The sequence below is a fragment of the Brevibacillus borstelensis genome (assembly GCF_037834415.1).
GTDB classification, from domain to species: Bacteria; Bacillota; Bacilli; order Brevibacillales; family Brevibacillaceae; genus Brevibacillus; species Brevibacillus borstelensis_A.
The window spans coordinates 32478-54305 of sequence record NZ_JAUMSJ010000007.1 but is presented as its reverse complement, the minus strand read 5'-3'; the positions used below and the strand labels follow the sequence as shown (position 1 = coordinate 54305).

The 21828-nt window shown below is 53.1% G+C and carries 20 protein-coding genes, 1 riboswitch and 1 other annotated feature; of the genes, 11 read left to right on the top strand and 9 right to left on the bottom strand.

From position 1 onward, the window contains the following. Window positions 1–88 precede the first annotated feature (88 nt). Window positions 89–1684 carry a peptide chain release factor 3 gene (locus Q3F21_RS08735; protein ID WP_340251427.1) on the bottom strand — a complete coding sequence of 532 codons (1596 nt, stop codon included), beginning with the start codon at window positions 1682–1684 and terminating at the stop codon, window positions 89–91. Between the two features lie 157 nt (window positions 1685–1841). On the opposite strand from Q3F21_RS08735, the gene Q3F21_RS08730 reads away from it, so the two are divergent. The 3 genes from Q3F21_RS08730 to Q3F21_RS08720 all read left to right on the top strand — a co-directional run bounded on the left by Q3F21_RS08730 (window position 1842) and on the right by Q3F21_RS08720 (window position 4503). Then, window positions 1842–3359, top strand: coding sequence for a carboxypeptidase M32 (locus tag Q3F21_RS08730; protein ID WP_340251425.1), 1518 nt, complete (start codon window positions 1842–1844; stop codon window positions 3357–3359). Between the two features lie 153 nt (window positions 3360–3512). Beyond that, window positions 3513–3659: a hypothetical protein gene (locus tag Q3F21_RS08725; protein WP_340251423.1), complete on the top strand. Its 147-nt coding sequence runs from the start codon at window positions 3513–3515 to the stop codon at window positions 3657–3659. Window positions 3660–3936: 277 nt separating this feature from the next. Next, window positions 3937–4503: a mismatch-specific DNA-glycosylase gene (locus Q3F21_RS08720; protein WP_340251421.1), complete on the top strand. Its 567-nt coding sequence runs from the start codon at window positions 3937–3939 to the stop codon at window positions 4501–4503. Between the two features lie 172 nt (window positions 4504–4675). On the opposite strand, the gene Q3F21_RS08715 is transcribed toward Q3F21_RS08720, so the two are convergent. The 3 genes from Q3F21_RS08715 to Q3F21_RS08705 all read right to left on the bottom strand — a co-directional run bounded on the left by Q3F21_RS08715 (window position 4676) and on the right by Q3F21_RS08705 (window position 6548). Then, window positions 4676–5227 (bottom strand): NADPH-dependent FMN reductase, encoded by a 552-nt coding sequence (locus Q3F21_RS08715; protein WP_340251419.1) that lies wholly within the window; start codon window positions 5225–5227, stop codon window positions 4676–4678. Window positions 5228–5296: 69 nt separating this feature from the next. Continuing rightward, complete coding sequence (locus Q3F21_RS08710) at window positions 5297–5938, bottom strand: NAD(P)-dependent oxidoreductase (protein WP_340251417.1); 642 nt, start codon at window positions 5936–5938, stop codon at window positions 5297–5299. A 169-nt stretch (window positions 5939–6107) separates the two neighbouring features. Beyond that, window positions 6108–6548, bottom strand: coding sequence for an Rrf2 family transcriptional regulator (locus Q3F21_RS08705; RefSeq protein ID WP_340251415.1), 441 nt, complete (start codon window positions 6546–6548; stop codon window positions 6108–6110). A gap of 381 nt (window positions 6549–6929) precedes the next feature. On the opposite strand from Q3F21_RS08705, the gene Q3F21_RS08700 reads away from it, so the two are divergent. Then, complete coding sequence (locus Q3F21_RS08700; protein WP_340251413.1) at window positions 6930–7433, top strand: hypothetical protein; 504 nt, start codon at window positions 6930–6932, stop codon at window positions 7431–7433. 4 nt (window positions 7434–7437) lie between these two features. Beyond that, window positions 7438–7701, top strand: a complete 264-nt coding sequence (locus tag Q3F21_RS08695) for a hypothetical protein (RefSeq protein ID WP_340251411.1) — start codon at window positions 7438–7440, stop codon at window positions 7699–7701. A gap of 146 nt (window positions 7702–7847) precedes the next feature. On the opposite strand, the gene Q3F21_RS08690 is transcribed toward Q3F21_RS08695, so the two are convergent. The 3 genes from Q3F21_RS08690 to metH all read right to left on the bottom strand — a co-directional run bounded on the left by Q3F21_RS08690 (window position 7848) and on the right by metH (window position 13949). After that, window positions 7848–8369 carry an AAA family ATPase gene (locus Q3F21_RS08690; protein ID WP_340251409.1) on the bottom strand — a complete coding sequence of 174 codons (522 nt, stop codon included), beginning with the start codon at window positions 8367–8369 and terminating at the stop codon, window positions 7848–7850. A 234-nt stretch (window positions 8370–8603) separates the two neighbouring features. Next, window positions 8604–10469, bottom strand: coding sequence for a bifunctional homocysteine S-methyltransferase/methylenetetrahydrofolate reductase (locus tag Q3F21_RS08685; protein ID WP_340251407.1), 1866 nt, complete (start codon window positions 10467–10469; stop codon window positions 8604–8606). Between the two features lie 33 nt (window positions 10470–10502). Beyond that, window positions 10503–13949 (bottom strand): methionine synthase, encoded by a 3447-nt coding sequence (gene metH, locus Q3F21_RS08680; protein WP_340251405.1) that lies wholly within the window; start codon window positions 13947–13949, stop codon window positions 10503–10505. A 103-nt stretch (window positions 13950–14052) separates the two neighbouring features. After that, a riboswitch (SAM riboswitch) is annotated at window positions 14053–14153 on the bottom strand. 199 nt (window positions 14154–14352) lie between these two features. Here metH and Q3F21_RS08675 point away from each other — a divergent pair. From Q3F21_RS08675 to argS, 4 genes are all read left to right on the top strand, one after another. Further along, on the top strand, window positions 14353–14457 hold the full coding sequence (locus Q3F21_RS08675; protein ID WP_340251403.1) for a YjcZ family sporulation protein: 105 nt from the start codon (window positions 14353–14355) through the stop codon (window positions 14455–14457). Between the two features lie 161 nt (window positions 14458–14618). Beyond that, window positions 14619–15479: an effector binding domain-containing protein gene (locus Q3F21_RS08670; RefSeq protein WP_340251401.1), complete on the top strand. Its 861-nt coding sequence runs from the start codon at window positions 14619–14621 to the stop codon at window positions 15477–15479. Between the two features lie 95 nt (window positions 15480–15574). Beyond that, window positions 15575–16054, top strand: a complete 480-nt coding sequence (locus Q3F21_RS08665; RefSeq protein ID WP_340251398.1) for a hypothetical protein — start codon at window positions 15575–15577, stop codon at window positions 16052–16054. 43 nt (window positions 16055–16097) lie between these two features. Further along, window positions 16098–16345, top strand: a binding site (T-box leader). Between the two features lie 57 nt (window positions 16346–16402). Beyond that, a complete protein-coding gene (gene argS / locus Q3F21_RS08660) occupies window positions 16403–18118 on the top strand; it encodes an arginine--tRNA ligase (RefSeq protein WP_340251396.1) in 1716 nt (571 codons plus the stop codon). A 157-nt stretch (window positions 18119–18275) separates the two neighbouring features. Here argS and Q3F21_RS08655 read toward each other — a convergent pair whose 3' ends face one another. Together Q3F21_RS08655 and Q3F21_RS08650 are read right to left on the bottom strand one after the other, a co-directional pair. Next, the gene (locus tag Q3F21_RS08655) at window positions 18276–18674 is read right to left on the bottom strand and encodes a hypothetical protein (protein WP_340251394.1); all 399 of its coding nucleotides are present in this window, start codon (window positions 18672–18674) and stop codon (window positions 18276–18278) included. Between the two features lie 68 nt (window positions 18675–18742). After that, window positions 18743–19603 (bottom strand): deoxyribonuclease IV, encoded by an 861-nt coding sequence (locus tag Q3F21_RS08650; protein ID WP_340251392.1) that lies wholly within the window; start codon window positions 19601–19603, stop codon window positions 18743–18745. A gap of 243 nt (window positions 19604–19846) precedes the next feature. Here Q3F21_RS08650 and Q3F21_RS08645 point away from each other — a divergent pair, with 243 nt between their 5' ends. Beyond that, window positions 19847–20440, top strand: a complete 594-nt coding sequence (locus Q3F21_RS08645; RefSeq protein ID WP_340251390.1) for a TetR/AcrR family transcriptional regulator — start codon at window positions 19847–19849, stop codon at window positions 20438–20440. 64 nt (window positions 20441–20504) lie between these two features. Then, a complete protein-coding gene (locus tag Q3F21_RS08640; RefSeq protein WP_340251388.1) occupies window positions 20505–21779 on the top strand; it encodes an MFS transporter in 1275 nt (424 codons plus the stop codon). Window positions 21780–21828: the final 49 nt, after the last annotated feature.

The window sequence follows — 21828 nt, the reverse complement described above, 5'->3', positions numbered from 1 at the left end:
TTTTGCCGGAATTTGTCGGCAACCATAAGGAAAAAGAGGGTCCCCGGCCAATGCGGCGAGACCCTCTTTCGCGTGTTGACTGTTGATGTCAAACCTGAGACTTTAGTCCCAGCGAACTCTCATGAAACTTGATGTTCGGATATTTTTCCATCGCCATTCGGAGCTGGTATTCGCTTTCAAACAGCATCACTGGACGGCCGTAACGGTCTGACACAGTCTTGTTCTTGAGCGCATCCAGCGCCGCCTTCTCGCCCTCCAGCCAGCGGGCGATCTGATACGGCATCCGGGTCAGGACGATATCTACGCCGTACTCTGCCTTCAGCCGGTATTCCAGCACTTCAAACTGCAGAACGCCTACTACCCCGAGAATCAGGTCCTCCATCGGATAGGTGCGGAAGAGCTGGACCGTCCCCTCTTCAGTAAGCTGCAAGATGCCTTTCTGGAATTGCTTGTGCTTCATCGCGTCCTTTACCATCACGCGGGAGAAAAATTCCGGCGAGAAGTGCGGCATTTCCTCGTACTCCAGCGGCTGGCCGACACACAGCGTATCGCCGATCTGGAAGATGCCGGGGTCGAACAGGCCGATGACATCGCCTGCAAAGGACTCTTCGACGATCTCCCTGTCCTGTGCCATGAACTGAACGGGCTGCGCAAGCTTGATGTCTTTGCCGAGACGGACGTGTTTGACCGTCATGCCCCGCTCGAAGCGGCCCGAGCAGATGCGCAAAAAGGCGACGCGGTCGCGGTGGGCCGGGTTCATGTTGGCCTGGATTTTGAAGATAAAGCCGGAGAACGGGCGCTGGCTCGGCTCGATCAAGCCGATGTTGCTCTTCTTCGGCGAAGGCGGCGGCGCCATTTGCAGAAAGTTATCCAGAAATGTTTGCACGCCAAAATTGTTGATGGCGCTTCCGAAAAACACTGGCGTCAACTCGCCCTTGTTGATCAATTCCCTATCAAAGTCGTCTCCCGCCACGTCAAGCAGGGAAATTTCATCCTGCAATTGCTGCCACAAGTCCTGGCCGACGCGCTCGCCGATCATCGGGTCGTCTGCCCCGCTTACTTCAAAAAAGCTGATCTCTTGGTGCTCGGAGCCGCTTTGATACAATTCAACGCGCGACTTCGCACGGTCGAACACGCCGCTGAAGTAATTCCCCATCCCGATCGGCCAGTTCATCGGATACGAGCGAATACCCAGGACGCGCTCGATTTCCTCCAACAGCTCAAACGGGTCTTTCCCGTGGCGGTCGAGCTTGTTGATAAAGGTAAAGATCGGAATGCCGCGCATCCGGCACACCTTGAACAGCTTGATGGTTTGCGCCTCGACCCCTTTGGCCACGTCGATGATCATCACCGCGGCATCGGCTGCGGTCAGCGTACGGTACGTGTCTTCGCTGAAGTCCTGGTGACCCGGGGTGTCCAAAATGTTGATGTGGTGTCCCTTGTATTCGAAGTCCATTGCACTGGACGTTACGGAAATACCCCGCTTCTTTTCGATCTCCATCCAGTCGGAAGTGGCGTGCTTGGAGTTTTTTCTCCCTTTTACCATGCCTGCCTCGCGGATGGCTCCGCCGAAGAACAGCAGCTTTTCGGTCATGGTCGTTTTACCCGCGTCCGGGTGGGAGATAATCGCAAAGGTACGCCGTTTTGCAATTTCTTGTTCCCATTGGGGGTTCACTTGACTCATTTTCATTCTCCTGTCGCTTGCGTCTCTGTCATCTTTCACTGTTACGATTATAACGGCAAATGCACCCGTCATCCACCTAGTATTTTTTTTACAAACGGGTATAATGTTAGTTGTAAAAATTTTTTGACTGTATGTACATACCGTAAGGAGGTAACCCATGTCCACAAACGAAAACCGTTCGGCTGCCTTTCGCGCGTACGTGAAGAAAATGGTGAGCTACAATCAGGCTATCTCCGTCCTCTATTGGGACAAAAGCACGCAGGCGCCGAAAAAAGGGATGGACGCGCGCTCTGAAGTGATCGGCGTGCTCGCAGGAGAGCGGTTCAGACTTGCCACCTCCAAGGAAATGGAAGAGCATCTGGAAGCGCTGAGCGACCCGCAAATGCTGGATGCGTTAGATGATGTTACACGCGCGACCGTGCTTGATTGCAAAAAAGATTTTGAGCGAAACAAAAAAATTCCAGCCGACCGCTACCAAGAGTACGTAGTCCTGACTTCTCAGGCCGAAACCGTCTGGGAGGAAGCGCGGGCCAAGAGCGATTTTGCCATGTTCCGTCCCTATCTGGAGAAAATCGTCAACTTCCAGCTGGAGTTCATCGACTACTGGGGACATGACGGCAAGAACAAGTACAACACGCTCCTCGATCTGTACGAGCCGGGGATGACTGTAGATCAGCTCGACCCGATCTTCGCTACGCTGCGCGAAAAAACAGTGAAGCTGGTCGCCGCCATCGCCGACTCCCCCGGCAAGCCCGACACTTCGTTTTTGACCAAGCATTTTCCGGAAGCGCAGCAGGAAGCTTTCAGCCGCTTCATCCTGGAAAAAATCGGGTACGACTTCCAGGCAGGCCGGATGGACCGCAGCGTTCACCCATTCTGCACTTCGTTCAACCCCGGTGATGTCCGGATTACGACCCGCTTTGACCCGAATGATTTCAATTCTGCTCTGTTCAGCTGCATTCATGAAGCCGGTCACGCGATGTATGAGCAAAATATCGACCCTCGCCTGCTCGGAACGACGCTGTGCGACGGCACTTCCATGGGTATCCACGAATCGCAGTCCCGCTATTGGGAAAACATGGTTGGGCGAAGCTTGCCGTTCTGGCAGCATTTTTACGGCGACTTGCTGAAAGCGTTCCCGCCCCAGTTCGCAGGGGTCAGCGTCGAACAATTTTACCGCGCCATCAATCAGGTGACCCCTTCCTTCATCCGCACCGAAGCGGATGAGCTTACCTACAATCTGCATGTCATGATCCGCTATGAAATCGAAAAAGGCCTCATCAACCAGACAATTGAGGTAGGCGATTTGCCGACGATTTGGAACGAAAGGATGAAAGAGTATCTGGGCATTGTACCAGAATCGGACAAAGTCGGCGTGCTGCAGGATGTACACTGGTCCGGCGGAAGCTTCGGCTATTTCCCGACCTACTCGCTCGGCAATGTATATGCTGCTCAGTTTGCCCATGTCATGCAAGAACAAATCAACGGCTACGACGATTTGATCGCGAGCGGTCAATTCGAACCGATCCGCCAATGGCTGAAAGAAAACATTCACCAATACGGTAAAATGAAGAGCCCGGGCGAAATCGTCAAGGCCATCACCGGCGAAGGCACCAACGCCGCCTACCTGATGAACTACCTTGAGAAGAAATACTCTGAAATCTACAAGCTCTAAGCAGCAAAAGCGCCTTTCCTTTGGGAGAGGCGCTTTTTCGTTCACAGTTGTGCCATGAATTCTTCACCGCTCCTTCACATTCCCCCAACAATTTCCACACGAATTTGGTCTATGATGAAAGTGTAAACCATTCGATTAAGCGAGGGGTCCACAATGACAACAACTTTTACCCAATGGCTGTGGGGCATGGTAACCGACGAAGATGCAGCACCGTTCGAGCGGAAACAATACGTAAAGAACGAAATGGAGCAATTCGTGCCTGCCCATCACGAGGAGCTGCTTCCTTATCCGCAGCTGTAATACGCGAAGCGAGACGGAAGCGGCATCGGGTGTTCAATAACCTCCCTTGATGAAAAAACGTTTCCGCTTGTATTTCCGAAGCATGGCTTCTAACTGAATCGCAGAATATTGACATACCAGCGCTGCCTTCCGGGCAGCTTTTTTCTTTGCCCTACTCGGACCGCTGCAAACATGGCGAACGGAGTCCCGGCCTTTAGGCAACAGCAAGGATCACGTATAATGAAAGAACAGAGCCTTCAGAACGATTAGGGAAAACGAACGAAAAGGAGTGGCGCACTTGCTTCCCTTTACGGAAAAATGGCTTCCCACCTATATTCGGCGGGATTTGACCGTCCTTTTTTGCGGAATCAACCCTGGCAGAGTCTCCGCTACGGCGGGCTATCATTACGCCAACCCCGCCAACTTGTTTTGGCGCGGACTTTTCGAGGGAGGATTGACGCCCCGACAGCTGAGGCCGGAAGAAACCGCCTGCCTCCTCGATTTCGGCTACGGCATTACCGACCTCGTTTCCAGGCCCACCCGCTCCTCCAGCGATCTTTCGGACGCGGATTTCAACGCCGGTGCGGAGCAATTTGTTCACATGGTCGGGGTTTATCGTCCCCGGGTGATCTGCTTCAACGGAATCACCGCTTTTCGGCATGCTACCCGGAGAAAAAAGGAGCCTGTCCCGCTTGGTCTCCAGCCTGACCGATACTTTAGCACAAAGGATTGGCCCGGGAGCTGGGTGTTCGTCATACCCTCCACCAGCGGCGCAAACGCATCGTTTTCCCGCGAGGAACGTCTGGCCATGTTTTCCCAGCTGAGTTCCTTTTTGCAGGAAAAAGGCTGGCACCCCTTTCGGTAGGAGGGATAGCAACACTTTCAATGGCAATCATTCGTTTTTGCGTGTGAGAAAAACCGCCCGCTTACGAGCAGTCCCTAATTGCCGAGTGTATCCAGCAATTGGAATGCCGTTCTTCGCAGCGGGCGGTTTTGTCGTCGCTTGTATACGGATGTATGCTACCGTGTCGTCACATTTATTTTTTCAATGGCAGTTGTTTATACCACGCAATAAAGTTGTCGACGACCTGATCCAAAAAGGCAATCGTCGGCTCGTGGTTCAAATGGCCGGCTTCATCAAATTTTTCATGAACAGCGCCGATGTAGACTTCATTCCCCGGCATGATCGGAGAGGAGACGCCTGGAGAGAACAAAATGTCGCGCAAGTGCTGCTGAGCGCGTACCGACCCCAGGATCCCCATCGAGGAGCCGGTGATCATGGACGGTTTGCCAATCAGGACCTTATCCACGCGCGACAGCCAGTCAATCGCGTTTTTCAGCACACCCGGGATGGAGTAATTGTATTCCGGCGTGACCCACAGAACCGCATCGGCAGCGGCAACCTTGCTTTTGAATTCCTTCACGGCTTCGGGCGGGTCATTTTCAATATCCTGGTCGTAGTGCGGGAGATCCCGAATCGGCCAGATTTCGATCTCCAGACGGCCATGGTAGCGTTTCTGCATAAATTTGGCGAGCTTCAGGTTAAAGGATTCCTTGCGAATGCTTCCTACGAGTGCAACTACTTTCATGAACGATACCTCCAGACGGTTTTCTTCTTGGATAAAGCGGTTGAGCGGATTGGTTCCGCCGCAGACCCATCACTCTGATTCGGACGAAACTGTAAAGCGCTCTTTTCTATGCTGTGGATTTTCGATTTCATCCAGCACGGCAATGGCAAAGTCGGCATAGCTTACATAGCTTTGCCCTTTGGCATTCACCAAGAGCTGATCCTTTCCTTTTTGGTAGGCTCCGGTTCTCTTCCCTTGCGGATCGAAAAAGGCGGATGGGCTGACAAACGTCCATTGGATGCCTGCAGATTGCTGCAAGTCCTCCAGATTTTCCCCCTGGTTTTGGGCAGTTGCCAAGTATTCCTTCGGGAAATCCGGCGTTTCCATGACCCGCATGGTCTTCGCTTCGTCGACGAACAGGCTCCCTGCTCCGCCAACGACGATCAGTCTTGTAAATGGCGCGCCTTTCAGCGCTTCGATCAATACTCTGCCTGCTTCGACATGCTGATGCTCGTTGCCCGGGGCTGCGCCGAATGCATTGACGATTACATCGAAGGCTTTCAGGTCATCTGTGGTCAATTGAAAAACATCTTTCTCCAAAACGTTTGCCTTTGGTTCTGTCAGCTTGGATGGATTCCTAACGATCGCGGTAACCTCATGGCCTCTTTCAATCGCTTCCTTTGCAATGAGACTCCCTGCTTTCCCTGTGGCACCGATTACTCCGATTTTCATCCTGTTTCCTCCTACCATTTTTTATTAGCGTAACCATAAAAAGATGATTATTGCAGACGGGAATTTGCCATCAGCATTACCATCTGAGTTGGAACGAAAGGAAGATTCGATTGACAATTGTTCGTTGTATCGTTGTAGCTTACAACATTACAACTGTTCTAAAAAAAAATCAATTCGCACCGCTTTTTATTTTTTGCGTGAGCTGATTCACTACCTCGTCTACTGTTATATCTGCCAGGAACAGCTCCATCACGTTTTGGGCGCGGCTGAAAATCAGCTGCAGGACTGCTTGTATATTCGCCCCGACCGGGCAATCCGGGTTTGGCTGCTCATGCAGGTGAAACAGCTGATCTTCTTCCACTACGTCAACCGCACGGAAGACATCCAGCAAACTGATCTCATCCAAACCTTTTAACAAGTACGCTCCGCCAGTTCCGGCGCGAACATTGACCAATCCCGCTTTTTTCAGCTGTCCCAAAATCCTGCGAATCGTTACAGGGTTCGTATTGACACTCCCTGCAATCCATTCTGAAGTTCCGTGAGCGTCCTTGGCGATCGCCAGCAAAGACAAGATGTGGACAGCTATGCTGAATCGACTGCTAATTTTCATTGTGTCTCATCCTTCCGTTGTAACTATTATAGCTACAACGAAAAGTCGATGTCAACTGCAGATCATCTTCTTCTGCGAAAAAACTGTAGACTGCGTAGACGGTTCATCTCCTTTCTTTTCTCTTTCAAGTGTGAAAATCAGCAAATACAAGACGTATTCATTGGTTGAGAACAAAATACGAGCCTTTACTTAGAAAAGAGGACCTCTTACGATGACATCTTCGAACCATTTCAGAATCTTACTTGCTTTGTGCCTCACTGTTTTGCCTGCTCCCCTGTCGTACAAGCGAAACAACAGGTCGCCACGATGAGTGCTGATATTCCGACAGAAAAGGAGATACGGGTACCCCCCGGTTTGACATAGCCTTTCTTTGTTCCATTTATGAGACCGCTGCAGCAGGGAGAAGAACAACGTCAGCCGTTTCTGTCTTTCGCACTCGTATCCCCGGCCGGAAAAGTAATAGCTTATCAGGAACCTGCGTATTGGCCTGGCTATATCAGTCCGTTTCGAAATGGATACGGCTTCTTTAAAACAGGAGATGTGTTCAAGTTCAGTGAGTATATTATTTACGACAAGCAAGGAAACATCCAGAAACTGAGCTGCTACGACAATTCCCTCTCGCAGCTTGCCGGCGAATTGTTTTTATATCAGCGAGAAGCTGGACAGTCTTACCTTTACAATGCCCGTACCAAAACTTCCATCCGGCTTGCCGGTGAGGAACAATGGTGGAGTATCCCCGACCAATATACGGGTAAGATAGCATTCGATATTCAGCATTACCCATTTGTTCAATATAAAAAAAGCAATGGTATGATTACCTCTTACAAATTCGGATTGAAAGATTTACATGGAAACGTTACCTGCAAGCCATTTTCAAAAGATTAATGCAATGGACAAGCCAACCTCCCCGCTCCGTTACAGGCTGGATCGGCCTGAAGAGCTGAAACAGCTGAATCAGAACGGCAAGCTGTATCATACGGATACACACATCGTGGCGGACACAGCGAATCAAAAGCCATTCCCGGCTCCGCACAAACTGCTCTCGCCTCCCAGAAATGAGACAGTTGCCATTGAATACACAACAGCAGGCATCAAACGAATGGGTGTGTTTACACATGAAGGGAAAGAAATATATTCGAGAAAAGTGGAGTAGCTGATCGACTTAATCTTCCTCCTCTTGCGAGAGAGGACATTCAAGGATGATCAACACCATCAAATTGCCGTGAGTTCCGATGACGATATTCTCCCCTTTTAATTTGTTTGGTTCTCATCGTCTCCCACCTGAATTCTGAAAAGTAGTTACTTCAGGTAGCCGAATGTTTTTTCCATCTCGCTGTTATCCTTCAGAACGAGCAATTTCTCGCTGTAGCCCCCCAACATTTTTTCGATTTCCGGTTTGCTCTCGTTTTCAAATTGGGCATTCCAGACGAACATCCTGCGGAAAATCTGAAAAGTAGGCGTGTAGTTTGCACGCTCCAGCCCAAGCTTCTGCATGATAAACCGCTTGATGATTCGAAATGTCCTTGTAGAGTAGCCGGTATCCAGGAAGATGATCAAATCGGCACGCTGCAAGCTGGGCTGTACCCATTTGTGGTGAACGCCTTCGACAATCCAGGCGTTCGCGCTCGTTATTTCGCCCAGGAGCTCGTCTCTTTCCTCGTCCGTTCTTCGTACATCTCCCGTTTTGAACCGTTTCCAGACAACGTTGTCCAATTCGTAAAACGGAACATTCAGTTTCGTGGAAAGCACTTTTGCCAAAGTAGTTTTACCGCTTCCTACGGAGCCGATAATATGGATTCTGGACGGACGTATTTTATCCATGCGACGACCACCCGTTCTGCATTTTTTGATTAACTTCTCCGCTAGTCTCATTGGTTCCTCTATCGCTTAACACCAACCGTCCGCTGGCTCCAACGGATTTCTCGAAAAAACAGCACTGCTTGGCCATCCGCACGGTTCCGGCGAAGTTTGACAAAAAGAAGAACCCCTGCTGACGTCATCCGAAATCATCTTCGGCAGTCAAACAAGGGTTCGTGTTAGCATGATCCGCTGCTGTCAGACTTGGACTGACGTTTGCAGCAGGCTGCTTTTTTGCCGGACGTATTGGATCAGCTCTACACTCATCGCGTAATAGTTGAATGGCGTGATCAGATAGATGCCGTTGAAAACCGGAATAGCCGCGTCGAGCAGTTCCTTTGCCATCTTGATCCCTTCTTGTCTGGCTTCTTCGCCCTTCACCTTGCGCATGCGCTCCAGCGCTTCGTCCGAGAGCTTGATCCCTGGCACTTCATTGTGCAGGAACTCGGCATTCCGCTGGCTGGTTAGCGGCATGATGCCGATAAAGACAGGAATGTTGATGTGCTTGGTCGATTCGTAAACGAGCCGAATCGCTTCCGCGTCATAGACCGGCTGCGTCATGATAAAGTCAGCGCCGGCCTCCACCTTTTTCTCCAGCCGCTTGATCGCCGCGTCGATCTGGCGAACATTGGGGTTGAAAGCAGCGCCCACGATAAACTGGGCCTTCTGCTTCAGCGGACGTCCCGAGAAGGATATGCCTTCGTTCAGCTGCTTGACCATCCGGATCAGGTCAAAAGAAGTGACGTCAAACACGGAGCTTGCCCCCGGCAAATCTCCGAACCGGGACGGGTCGCCGGTCACGACGAGCACCTGGTCGATGCCGAGCGCGTGCAGGCCCATCAGATGCGATTGCTGGCCGATCAGGTTGCGGTCGCGACAAGCTATGTGAATAAGCGGGTCCATGCCGTACTGGCTTTTCATGATCGCGCCAAGCGCCATATTGCTCATCCGTACATTGGCCAAAGAATTGTCCGCCAGCGTAATCGAATCGGCCCCCGCCTTGTGCAATTCGCAGCATCCTTGCAAGAAGCTTTCGGTATCAAGGTCTTTTGGCGGGTCGAACTCGACGATGATTGTCGTCCCCGTTTTAACCCGTTCGACGATGCTCGGCTTTTGTCTGTCCCTGACATTGTAAGACGAGTGGGACGGTTCCCTTTCGGTCGCCGACGGATTCACCCGCTTCTGCGGAGCGAGTCCCTTCAGCGCGTCGGCCATCGCTTCGACGTGGTCCGGCGTCGTCCCGCAGCAGCCGCCCAGCAGTCGGACGCCTTGTTCTCTAAGCCGCATCGCGCTTTCCGCAAAATATTCCGGCGAAGACTTGTAGGCGTACTCTCCATCCGTCAATCCGAGCCGTCCGGCGTTGGGGAAAGCGGACAGCAGGGCCCCCTCCGGCACCTGGACCTGCTCGTAGGAGCGCAGGATTTCAGCCGGGCCCAGGCGACAGTTCAAACCGACGATGTCGGCTCCCGCCTTTTGCAGGAGCGAGAACGCCTCGGTCAAGGTGTAGCCGTCTCGCGTCCGCCCGACCTCCAACGTTGCCAACTGGCAAATCAATGGCTGGCCTGTGAGCGGCCGGATGACTTCGATCGCCAGCAGCATTTCCTCGACATCGAGAAACGTCTCCAGGATCAGTCCATCGACCCCTGCATGGATCAGCGCAATCGCTTGCTCTTCAAACTGGTCGCGGAACTCATCCATCGCCTTCTGGCGGACCCGCCCCGCCAGGATCGAGCCGATGCTGCCGACCACAAAGGCGTCTTCCTTCGCGGCTTCGCGGGCAATCGCCACAGCTGCCCGGTTGATCCGCGTCACTTTATGCTCCAGGCCGTAACGGGACAACGCATCTCGGTTGGCGCCGAACGTGTTTGTTTCCAACAGCCTCGCACCGGCGTCGTAATAAGCCTTGTGCACATCATGCACCAGCCTGGGGTTGGAGAGGCACAGCTCTTCGAAGCTGACGCCGACCGGCACGCCTGTGCGGTACAGCTGCGTCGCCATCGCTCCATCCCCGATCAGCAGGTTGTCTTGCAAATACGCGCGCAAATCTTTTTTATCCGCTGACAAAATCCATCCCTTCTCTCCATTCACATCTAGACCTTACATCTCAAAAACGGATGGGCCCGCATTGAAATACCGCGCCTCCGGGTGAGAAAACACCATCGCCGTCACAGAAGCCTCAGGTTCCATCATGAAGCCTTCCGTCAACTGAATGCCGATGTCCTCCGGCGCAAGCAGGCGGAACAGCTGGGCCTGATCCTCGAGGTTGGGGCAAGCCGGGTATCCAAAGGAAACGCGGATGCCCTGATAACGCGCACCGAATCTTTCCAGCATCGTCATTTCGGCAGGGTCCGGGAAGCCCCAGCTGTCCCGCATCACGTGGTGGACCCGCTCGGCAAACGCCTCGGCCAGCTCCAGCGCGAGCGCCTGCAAGACGTGGGAACGGAGATAATCTCCCTGCTGCTTCAAACGTTCGGATTGCTCGCGGATTCCTCTGCCCGCCGTGACCGCGAGAAATCCGACATAGTCCATTTCCCCGCTTTCCACAGGGCGCAGGAAGTCGGACAGACAGAGGTATGGTTCCTCCGGCTGGCGCGGAAACTGGAAGCGTTCCAGGACACGCGAATGATCCTGGGCGTCGTAGATCAAGATTTCGTCGCCATCCGCCTGCGCGGGGAAAAACTGGTAGATGCCGTTTGCGACAATCGAGCCTGTCTGAACCGCTTCGGCAAGCAGATCCTGCACCAGATCGTGCAGCTCTGTCACTTTCTCGTCCCCGCTCTCCAGCAATTTGTCGACATTCCCACGCACGCCGAGATGCTTCCCGAGGAGCATCCGCAAATTCAGATACGGCTGCAAATGGCTGAGCGGATAGTTGCGGAGCACATGCCGCTCGCAATCCGGCGGAAGGTATACAGGCTGCGTCCGGCTGACCGCGGAGCGCTTCGGCTTGGACGGTTTTTCAACCTCCGGGGATGCCTGGACCGAAGCCGCCGCTTCGTTGGCCTCCTGCTGCTCTGCCTGGAGCTGCGCTCTCGCTCCCGGGTCTTGCAGTCGATTGAACAGCTCCAGACCGTCCATCGCATCCTTGGCATACAGCACGATTCCCTTGTATTCCGGGGCGATCCGGTTCGAGGTAAATTTACGCGTCAGAGCCGCTCCGCCCACCATCAGCGGCACGTCGATACCGGCCTCGCGCAAATCTTGTGCCGTGATGACCATTTGCTGTGCCGATTTGACCAGCAGACCGGACAGACCGATCGCATCCGGCTTCTCCTCGCGGCAAGCGGCGATCAGCTGCTCCGGCGGAACCTTGATGCCCAGATTGACGACTTCGTAGCCGTTGTTGGAAAGGATGATTTCCACCAGGTTTTTCCCGATATCGTGGACGTCGCCTTTCACGGTTGCCAGCAAAATCTTCCCTTTTGCCGCCGATTCGGTTTTTTCCATAAACGGCTCCAGGAACGACACAGACGCCTTCATCACTTCAGCGCTCTGCAGCACTTCCGCCACGATCAACTGGTTGCTGTTAAACAACCGGCCCACTTCTTCCATCCCCGTCATCAGCGGTCCGTTGATGATCTCCAGCGGTGTGTACTTTTTGAGCGCAAGCTTCAAATCGTCCACCAGTCCGTCTTTGGAGCCTTCCACGACATATCTCGCGAGTCTCTCTTCCAGTGAAAGCGAAGACGCCTCCACCCTGGCTTCCTTTTTCTTTTGCCGGTAAAAATCCGTAAAGGCTGCCAGCGTTTCGTCCGTCGTCTCAAACAGGAGCGCTTCGGCCAGCTTTCTCTCTTCCTCCGGGATGGAAGCGTAACGCTCCAGCTTCTCCGTGTTGACAATGGCATAATCGAGGCCGGCCACAGTCGTATGGTAGAGGAAAACGGCGTTCAACACTTCCCGGCCCGCCGGGGGCAGACCAAACGATACGTTGCTGACGCCGAGAATCGTCTTGCACTCGGGCATCGCTTCCTTGATCAGGCGGATTCCCTCGACTGTCGCCTTGGCCGAACCGATGTACTGCTCGTCTCCTGTACCGACAGGGAACACAAGCGGGTCGAAAATGATGTCCCGCGGGTTTAAGCCAAATTGATTGACCAAAAGATCATAGGAGCGTTTCGCCACTTCCAGCTTCCGTTCTGCCGTGACAGCCATACCGATCTCGTCAATCGTTCCGACGACCACCGCGGCACCGTACTTATGGATCAAGGGCATGACCTGTTCAAAACGCTCCAGCCCGTCTTCCAGGTTGATCGAGTTGAGAATGGCCTTCCCTTGGGAGTACTTCAGGCCGAGCTCCATGACCCGCGAGTCCGTGGAATCGATCATCAACGGAGCCTTTACTTTTTTGACAACGTATTGCAGGAATTTTTCCATATCGCCGTATTCGTCGCGATCCGGATCGGCCAGACAGATGTCGATGACATGAGCGCCGCGCTTGACCTGGGCCCTGGCGATATCGGACGCTTCTTCATATTGTCCGGCTGCGATCAGATCGCGGAATTTCTTGGACCCGATGACGTTTGTCCGCTCTCCGACCAGCAGCGGACGGTTGTCCTGCTCCACGTAGACGACATCGATCCCGGATACGGCGCTCACTGCGTTCTCTTGGCGGGGACGCGGCTTGCAATCTTTCAGCGCTTCCGCCATCGCCCGGATATGTTCAGGCGTGGTTCCGCAGCAGCCCCCTGCCACATTCAGCCACCCTTGCTCGGCAAATGCCTTGACCTTTGCCGCCAGTCCCTGCGGGGTTTCGTGATAATGGCCGTTCTCGTCCGGGAGGCCGGCATTGGGGTAACAGCTCACAGCGCAGTCTGCAAGAGAGGATAGCGTACGGATGTGGTCGCGCATGAACTCCGGTCCTGTCGCGCAGTTCAGCCCGATGCTGACAGGCTTGAGGTGCTCGAGCGAGACGTAGAATGCTTCGATGTTTTGTCCCGCCAGTGTCGTGCCCATCGGTTCAATCGTCCCCGAGAGCATGACCGGGACTTCCGTTCCCAGCTCGTCAAACGCCTTGCGAATGCCGATGCCGCCCGCTTTGACATTCAGCGTGTCCTGCGAGGTTTCCAGGAGCAGCACATCCGCTCCGCCGATCAGAAGTCCCTTTGCCTGGCGATAATACGATTCAGCCAGCACGTCAAAGGTGACCCCGCCCGTCAGCGAGAGCGTTTTGGTCGTCGGGCCCATTGCCCCCGCCACAAAGCGAGGCCACTCTTCCGTGGAATAGGCATCTGCGGCTTGCCGGGCGATTTTGGCAGCGGCGATGTTGATCTCCAGGTCCTTTTCCGCCACGTCGTACTCGGCCAGGACGATGGAGGTCGCGCCAAATGTGTTGGTCTCGATGATATCCGCCCCCGCCTCGAGATATTTCTCGTGAATCGAGCGGATGACGTCAGGGCGGGTCAGGTTCAACAGCTCGTTGCAGCCATCGTATTCCTCGCCTCCGAAGTCCCCGGCAGTCAGGTTGGCCTGCTGGAGCATCGTCCCCATCGCGCCGTCCAGTATCAGAATTTTTCGGTAAAGCTGTTCGCGAAAATTCGGTTTCATGGCAGACTCCTTTTCCCAAAGCAGATCATCTCAGATCAATAAAAAAACCTCTCCTGTGTGCAGAAGAGGATTTGCCCGCGAATACAATCACGCTTGACGCATCCTCTTATCTTTCAAAGCACACGGCTTTGCTGGAATTGGCACCTGAAATTTCCGGTTGCCGAGGCTTCATCGGGCCAGTCCCTCTGCCTCTCTGGATAAGAGATGTCGCTTTCTTATTCGGTTCGTTCCAGTAATTGCAATGTTTGAAAGTATCTTAACACCCCCCCTTCCCCACGTCAATGAAGAAATTGTCCGTATCCACGCGAGACCCGCGCCCATATTTCCCCTGCATAGTCAATCGCCCACACTCTTCTCCTCGTCCGCGTATAGACTAAAGCATACAGGAAAGGAGGAAAACGACATGAGTACATCCTACTGCGGAAACAACATCTTCGGTGACAACTTCGCCCTGGTGCTCGTTCTGTTTATCCTGCTGGTCATCGTAGGGTGCAATAACGACTGCTAAGATACGGTTCGAAAAAGGAGCCTGGTCTCTCAGGCTTCTTTTTTCGTTTTTGGGGCCTGTTTTTGTTGCATTCATCCGCTATTCCGCACGGAAAATCAAAAAAAGTTGTGGCTCGAGCTGTACAATACAGGTATCACATGTGTGGGAACTGGAGGTCGTGTATGGACTATTACGAACGAATCCAATGCGCCATCGAATTTATCGAGAACAACCTTCACGAGGAGGTGGCCATTGCGGACATCGCCGCCAAAGCCTGTTTTTCCGCCTTCCATTTTCAACGGCTGTTCCAGGCAATTTCCGGTTTTTCGGTGCATGAGTACATCCGGAAAAGAAGGCTGAGCGAAGCCGCTGTTTTGCTGAAACAGACCAGGATGAGCATCCTTGATTTGGCGATCGCCTGCCAATACGGCTCTCAGGAGGCGTTTACCCGGGCATTTGAAGCATCTTTTGGCATCACCCCGGCCAAGTACCGGAAGGCGGACATACATATCGCGGCGCAAAAGAAACTGGATTTTCTTGAATATCAAAAAAACGTGAAGGGAGAAATCAGCATGAACAAGCCTGCCATCGTCCAATTAAGCAGCATTGCCATTGTCGGATACGCCTATAAGACAAACTTGAATAACGAAAAATACTATGAGGAAATTCCCGGCTTCTATGCCGATTTCGGGAAGAACGGTTACTATCTCCGGATTCCCAAAAAGGTCGCGCCTGACATGGCCTACGGCATCTCGTGCGATTTCCGCGAGAACGGCGATTTTACATTCATCGTCGGCGAAGAGGTGGGAGACCTGGATTGCGAGCTGGAGGACGGTTTTGTCCATTATCTGCTTCCGGCGGGGAAATACGCGGAATTCAAGGTGAGCGACTCTGTCCAAAGCACCAGAACCTATATATACGGCACATGGCTTCCCAACTCCAACTACGAGCGCCGCGAAGGACCCGATTTTGAAATAACCGATGTCCGCCAGTCGGTGTACCCGGACCAAATGAAAATAAAAATCTACATCCCGATCGACTAGTATCCAGCTCTCCCATGCCTGCTGTCCCGTCTCATTGTCAATCCATGCCCCTTTTGCTATGATGAGGTCGAAGCCAAGCAAAGGAGCGAACTGCTTTGGATCCATTACTTCCCTGTGACAAACACGATTTTTTGTCGCGAATTGAAACCGTAAAAGAGCTGGAACAAACCGACTTCGAGGCTTACTCCGTCGTGAAGGATCGGGAAGACGGCCAACACTATCTCCGGTATTCGTTTACACATATCAATCTGTCCGAAGGGGGCAGGCGGGACGAATTCGAACACTTCCTCCCGCTCGAATCGGACGATGTCCTGGCGATTCTGTTCAGCGAGCAGGACTATCACTTCCCCGACAACTGGAAAACGCCCTATCTTCGCAGCGGCACGGATGAGCGGCTGATGCCATTCGATCCGAGCGAAAACCACGGTCTGGAAAAGGACGCCGAAGCGGAGCTCGCCTTGCTCGAGAAGCTGCAGCAGTTTAAGCAGCAATGGAACTCCACGGAAGACAAGGAATCGCTGACCCGCGACCTGTTCCGCGACCTGGACGCCATCATAAAAAAAACGGATGAATGAGTTGCGAAAACCGCGTTCTTTTCGCTATAATGTATGGAAATCATGATGATCGATGATGAGGAAAGTACTTCGTCAAAGTTGCCCAAGCGAGCCGGGGATGGTGGAAGCCCGGTGCAGGATGGCGGCAGGAATCGCACCTCGGAGATGCTGTCTGATTGTCCGGTTTCTCCGGAGCAAGTAAGACAGCCGGGTCTGCCCGTTATCGCAGGACAAAGCGGCTGTGTTGTCTGCCTCTTACGGGCAGCATGGCAAAAAGAGTGGCACCGCGGGAGAACACCTCTCGTCTCTTGATATACAGAGACTGAGAGGTTTTTTATTTTTTCTACATGAAAGGAGTTTTGCATCACTATGAGTTACAAGCACAAAGTGGCTGAGATGATTTCGGCAGCCCTTTCCAAACAGGGAGTAGATACCCTCGGCACCGAGCAAGTACAAAATATGCTGGAGACGCCTCCCAATCCCGCCATGGGCGATATCGCCTTCCCTTGCTTTCAACTGGCAAAGGCTCTGCGCAAAGCGCCTCCCGCGATTGCAGCCGAGCTGGCACCGCTGATCTCGGGCACGCCCATTCGTGAAGTCCAAGCGGCCGGTCCGTACGTCAATATCTTTCTTGATCAACAGAGTGTCGCTGCCGAAGTAGTAGGAACCATCCTCTCCGCAGGAGCCGCTTACGGCAGCCGCGACATCGGCAAAGGACGGAAGGTTCCGATCGACCTTTCTTCCCCCAACATCGCCAAGCCGTTTTCCATGGGGCACCTGCGCTCGACCGTGATCGGAAACGCCATTGCCAACATCATGGAAAAGCACGGCTACCAGCCTGTCCGCATCAACCATCTGGGCGACTGGGGAACGCAGTTTGGCAAGCTGATCGTCGCGTATCGCCTCTGGGGCGACGAAGCCAAAGTAAAAGCGGAACCGATCAAGGAGCTGCTCAGCCTGTATGTGCGCTTCCACGAAGAGGCCGAGAGGGATCCGTCGCTTGAAGACCAGGGCCGCGAATGGTTTAAAAAGCTGGAGGACGGAGACGCGGAAGCGCTCCATCTGTGGCAGTGGTTCCGCGATGAATCCTTGAAGGAGTTCATGAAGATTTACGAGCTGATGAATGTTTCCTTTGACTCTACGCACGGCGAAGCATTCTACAACGACAAGATGGATCGCGTCGTCGCCATGCTGGAGGAAAAAGGCCTGCTGACGGAATCGGACGGCGCGCTGGTCGTGACGCTGGATGAATACGACATGCCGCCAAGCCTGATCAAAAAATCGGACGGCGCCACCCTGTACGCGACGCGTGATCTTGCCGCAGCCCTCTACCGCCATGAAACCTACGACTTCGCCAAGGCCCTCTACGTAGTCGGAAACGAGCAGCGCCTCCACTTCCAGCAGCTCTACAAGGTACTGGAGAAAATGGGCTTTGAGTGGGCAAAAGAAATGTACCATATCCCGTTTGGCATGATGCTGAAGGACGGCAAAAAAATGTCTACGCGCAAGGGCAAGGTCGTCCTGCTGGAAGAAGTGCTGTCACAGGCGATCGAGGATGTCAAAAAAGTGATCGAGGAAAAAAATCCTGCGCTCGCCAACAAGGAAGAAGTCGCCCGTCAGGTTGGCGTCGGCGCTGTCATCTTCCACGACTTGAAAAACTACCGCCTCAATGACATCAATTTCTCCTGGGAAGAGATGCTCACCTTTGAAGGGGAAACAGGGCCATACGTACAATACACGCACGCACGGGCTTGCTCCCTGCTTAGAAAAGGCGGCTATGTGCCTTCCGCTTCCGTAAACTTGCCGCAGGAAGCTTTGGACAGCAAAGAAGCCTGGTCTGTTGTTACCCTGCTGAATGCGTTCCCGGAAGTGGTAGACCGCGCTGCAAGCGGCTTCGACCCTTCCCAAATCGGGAAGTACGTGATCGACCTCGCGCAGGCCTTCAACAAGTTCTACGCGAACGTTCGCATTCTGGCCGAAGAGGACGCTGTAAAAAATGCGCGTCTCCAGCTGGTAGCGGCTGTTGTTTCTGTCTTGAAGGAAGGGCTCCGCATCCTCGGGATCGCAGCTCCGGAAGAAATGTAAAAATCAGCAAAACCGCCGATGCGCTTTCACGATGCATCGGCGTTTTTTTTGTTTGCTGGCCATCCATCCCGCTTGTCAGGCCGGTTTCTGGCCGGAGTGATCTTGAACTGCCTGCAGCCTTCAACACGGGTGGCTTTGATCGGTCAACGTGTCTTTTTTATTCTTCCTTGTTTGCTTTTTTCCCAAACCAAACCTTGGCCAGAAGCTCGACGACCTGTTTGGAAAGCGACACCGGCTGTTCCTTCTCATTTCCGGACGCATCCACGAGACGATACAGCATCGCCTTGTTGTCGGCCGGGTCCGACTTGGTTTCCAGCGTATAGGCTCCCAATGTCCCTGCCTTCGTCCACTCTTCAATCATGATCTGATATTCGCCAGGGGCAAGCTCGATATAGTCATCCTCCGTCAAATCGATGATGGCATAGCCATCGTGCTCAATTTCCGCATCGTATGTATGTCCGTTGGCTCCCTGATAGAGGGCGAGCTCTTCGGGATTGTTCAGGTTTTCCTGCAATGAGGAAAAATCTTGGATCGTTACCTTTACTCGTCGTTTCACTAATGTTCCTCCTTGGTTCGACACTTCGACACACAAATCTCCATCCCTCACTCTACCACAGGGATCGGTCATTTTTCCAGATCAAAGACGCCTTCCTGCCGATCTGCCAGCTTCCGCACCAATAAAATCTCCTCCCGATGGCCTCCGATTGCCGGCGCAGGGGTCTCCAGGATGATAGGGACTTCGGCTAGTTCCGGCGTTTGCAGGAATTCGGAAAAAGCTTCCAGACCAATCTCTCCCCTGCCGACAGGAGCATGTCTGTCGCGAAAGGAGCCGCTTGGATACACCGAGTCATTTAAATGAACAGCGGCAAGGGATGAAAAATAGCCGGAGCTTCGCATATGGGCCGCGACTTCTTTCCAATTGCTCCCCCTCCATAGTCCGCTGGCGAAAGCATGGCAGGTATCGAGGCAAAATCCTACGCGGTCAGGCGCCGCCAGCAAGGAGCGCACCTGGACCAGTTCCTCGATCGTCGTTCCCATCCTGCTTCCTTGCCCCGCATTGTTCTCGAGCAGGATTTTGGCCTCTCCCCGCCAATCGTGCAGCAGCTCATCCAACAGCCTGATCATCCGCTTGTACCCCTCCAGCGGCTCTCCGCCCTTTGCATGCCCAAAGTGAACGACGACACCGAGTGAGCCGCACGCTTCCGCGATCTCCAAATCATTCCGTAGGTGTTTGACAGTCCGCTCGCGCATATCCTCCTCGTCGACCGCTAGATTTGTCGGATAAGAAGTATGGCCGATAGAGACCAGTCCACGCTCCTGGGCAAAGCGCCGGCATGCCTCCGCATCTTTTGCGTCAAAAGCCTTGACCCCCATGCTCCTCGGGTTCTTCGGAAAGTACTGAAAACTATTGGCTCCGATCGCAAAGGCTGTCTTGGCGGCTCCCAGATACCCGTTTCTGATGCTTACGTGACAACCGACAAACATGTAGCATCTCCTTCCTCCCCGCTGATTAGTTCCAGTTTCCCCCGCCTTCGGTTTTTCAGTCGGCTGCGCCTCGATTGGCAAGCTTAGTGAAGCGGTTAACTGTTTGATCCATTTATATGTAGCTGAAAATGTTGACCTTGACTGCGGATGAAAGGAAAAAGATGTCTCTCCCTTGCCAAACACGCGAATATGTTGTACCTTTAATATAAACCGAACGTTCAGTCTAGAAAAGGAGCAACCGCCATGTCACGCCGCCGTCTCGAAGGCGAAAAAACAAAGCGACATATCGCCGAAAAAGCAACGGAACTATTCGCCCAAAAGGGGTATGCCGCCACTTCAATCGAGGATATTTGTCATGCAGCCAACTCAAGCAAAGGAAGCCTCTACTACCATTTCAAGAACAAGGAGCAGCTATTTCTCTATTTGCTGGAAAAGAATCAGCAGGAATGGGAAGAGAAATGGGAAAAATACTCCGCTCCTTATTCCACGGCGACCGAGAAGCTGTATGCATTGGCTGATTTTTACGTTGACGATTTTTTAAATCATCCCTTGAAAAAGGCTGCCGAGGAGTTCAGCGGCAGCAAGCTGGCCGATCCGGGGATTCTGGAGCAAGTGATCAACCTGACGAAAACAACTCATCTCGTCTACATTCCCATCTTTCAAAAGGGAATAGAGGCAGGTGAATTTGAAGCGGAAGATCCTGCAACCCTGGCCTATCTTCTGGAAGGCTTTCTTGGCGGAGTTTGCAGCGCAGCGTACTACGACCATCCAGACAAGCTTCAATCTTACATCCGCAAGTCTGTTGACGTGTTCATAAAGGGGACGGGGAAAAAATAGCCCCTTTTTTTACGGTTTTATTAGACCGACCGTTCGGTTTACAAGATGAATAGGAGGATTCTAGGTGAAGGAACTTTGGCGCAATCGCGTATTTCTCATCGTCTTTACTTCTGACCTTTTGGAAAATATCGGCATCTGGATCCGTAACATGGCGCTGCTCTTCTTCGTCATGGAAATCAGCGGCAACAACCCGACCGCTGTTTCGCTGCTGACTGCCATCGAGTATGTTCCCATTCTGTTGTTCTCTGTGATCGGCGGCGCCCTGGCAGACCGTTGGGATCCGAAGCGCACCATGATTTCCGCCAATCTCATGAGTTCGCTCTCCGTCTGCGTGATTGCCGTACTGCTTTGGAAAGGCTATTGGTCCGCCGTTTTTTTCGCAACCTTCGTTTCAGCTGTCGTTTCCCAATTCTCGCAGCCGGCTTCTGCCAAAGTCTTTAAAATCCACGTTCCAGAACAACAGGTAGGGGCTGCCATCTCTGTTTCCCAAAGCATGGGCTCTCTCTTTATCCTCTTTGGCCCGATCGTGGGAACGTTTGTCTATGAGGCATCCGGCGTCTATGTCTCTTTGTTCGCGATGGCGCTCTTGTTCCTCTTGTCTGCGTTCATGCTCTTGGGGTTGCCCTCGTCCAAGCGCGCTTCTTCCGATGGTGAATCTCGTGAGAAGGCCTCGCTCTTGGCTGAAATCAAGGATGGCATTCGCTATGTCCGACGCCACTCGCATCTTCGGGGCATCGTCTGGATGTTTGCCATGCTTGGCCTCAGCTCTGGTCTGATCAATCCGCTGGAGGTCTTTCTCGTGACAGACCGCTTGCAGCTTCCGAAAGAATCCATCCAGTGGTTTACAGCTCTGGAGGGTGTCGGCATGCTGCTCGGGGGCGTCCTCGCCTCCGCCCTGCACAAGCAGTTAAATGGAAAGCTGGTCATCCACGGCGCCATTGTCTTTTTTGCAATCTCGGTCGTCGTTGAGGCTCTTTCCACCGCTGTTCCATTGACTGCGACAATGCGGCTGCTTACGGGTGTGCTGCTGGCATTTTTGCAAATTGTGCTCAGCATGAAAATGATTCATTTGGTAGCAAAAGATTACGTGGGGCGCGTGAACGGAACAATGACACCGCTCTTTGTGGGACTGGTGATGATCAGTTCGTTTGTGGCCGGCCCCTTTATGGAGTTGACTTCTCTGATCACGGTCTTTTCCGTGTCTGGTGTCCTCCTCTTGCTGGGCTGCCTCGGTGTCAACAAAATCATGGATGCAGAACCGCCGCAATCTCTGAAAGAAGAAAGCCTTCTCCTGTCGGAATCGAAACGGCAGCCGTCCCTCGAAACCGAGCAGTGGTAATCGCTGTCAGCACAACAGACTGTCCGATATGGATATGCTCCCCGGACAG

Excerpts from the sequence above, each read along its gene's own strand:
- Q3F21_RS08735 (WP_340251427.1), bottom strand. The coding sequence starts at position 1,684 with ATGAGTCAAGTGAACCCCCAATGGGAACAAGAAATTGCAAAACGGCGT.
- Q3F21_RS08730 (WP_340251425.1), top strand. The coding sequence starts at position 1,842 with ATGTCCACAAACGAAAACCGTTCGGCTGCCTTTCGCGCGTACGTGAAG.
- Q3F21_RS08725 (WP_340251423.1), top strand. The coding sequence starts at position 3,513 with ATGACAACAACTTTTACCCAATGGCTGTGGGGCATGGTAACCGACGAA.
- Q3F21_RS08715 (WP_340251419.1), bottom strand. The coding sequence starts at position 5,227 with ATGAAAGTAGTTGCACTCGTAGGAAGCATTCGCAAGGAATCCTTTAAC.
- Q3F21_RS08710 (WP_340251417.1), bottom strand. The coding sequence starts at position 5,938 with ATGAAAATCGGAGTAATCGGTGCCACAGGGAAAGCAGGGAGTCTCATT.
- Q3F21_RS08705 (WP_340251415.1), bottom strand. The coding sequence starts at position 6,548 with ATGAAAATTAGCAGTCGATTCAGCATAGCTGTCCACATCTTGTCTTTG.
- Q3F21_RS08700 (WP_340251413.1), top strand. The coding sequence starts at position 6,930 with ATGAGACCGCTGCAGCAGGGAGAAGAACAACGTCAGCCGTTTCTGTCT.
- Q3F21_RS08695 (WP_340251411.1), top strand. The coding sequence starts at position 7,438 with ATGGACAAGCCAACCTCCCCGCTCCGTTACAGGCTGGATCGGCCTGAA.
- Q3F21_RS08690 (WP_340251409.1), bottom strand. The coding sequence starts at position 8,369 with ATGGATAAAATACGTCCGTCCAGAATCCATATTATCGGCTCCGTAGGA.
- metH (WP_340251405.1), bottom strand. The coding sequence starts at position 13,949 with ATGAAACCGAATTTTCGCGAACAGCTTTACCGAAAAATTCTGATACTG.
- Q3F21_RS08675 (WP_340251403.1), top strand. The coding sequence starts at position 14,353 with ATGAGTACATCCTACTGCGGAAACAACATCTTCGGTGACAACTTCGCC.
- Q3F21_RS08670 (WP_340251401.1), top strand. The coding sequence starts at position 14,619 with ATGGACTATTACGAACGAATCCAATGCGCCATCGAATTTATCGAGAAC.
- argS (WP_340251396.1), top strand. The coding sequence starts at position 16,403 with ATGAGTTACAAGCACAAAGTGGCTGAGATGATTTCGGCAGCCCTTTCC.
- Q3F21_RS08650 (WP_340251392.1), bottom strand. The coding sequence starts at position 19,603 with ATGTTTGTCGGTTGTCACGTAAGCATCAGAAACGGGTATCTGGGAGCC.
- Q3F21_RS08645 (WP_340251390.1), top strand. The coding sequence starts at position 19,847 with ATGTCACGCCGCCGTCTCGAAGGCGAAAAAACAAAGCGACATATCGCC.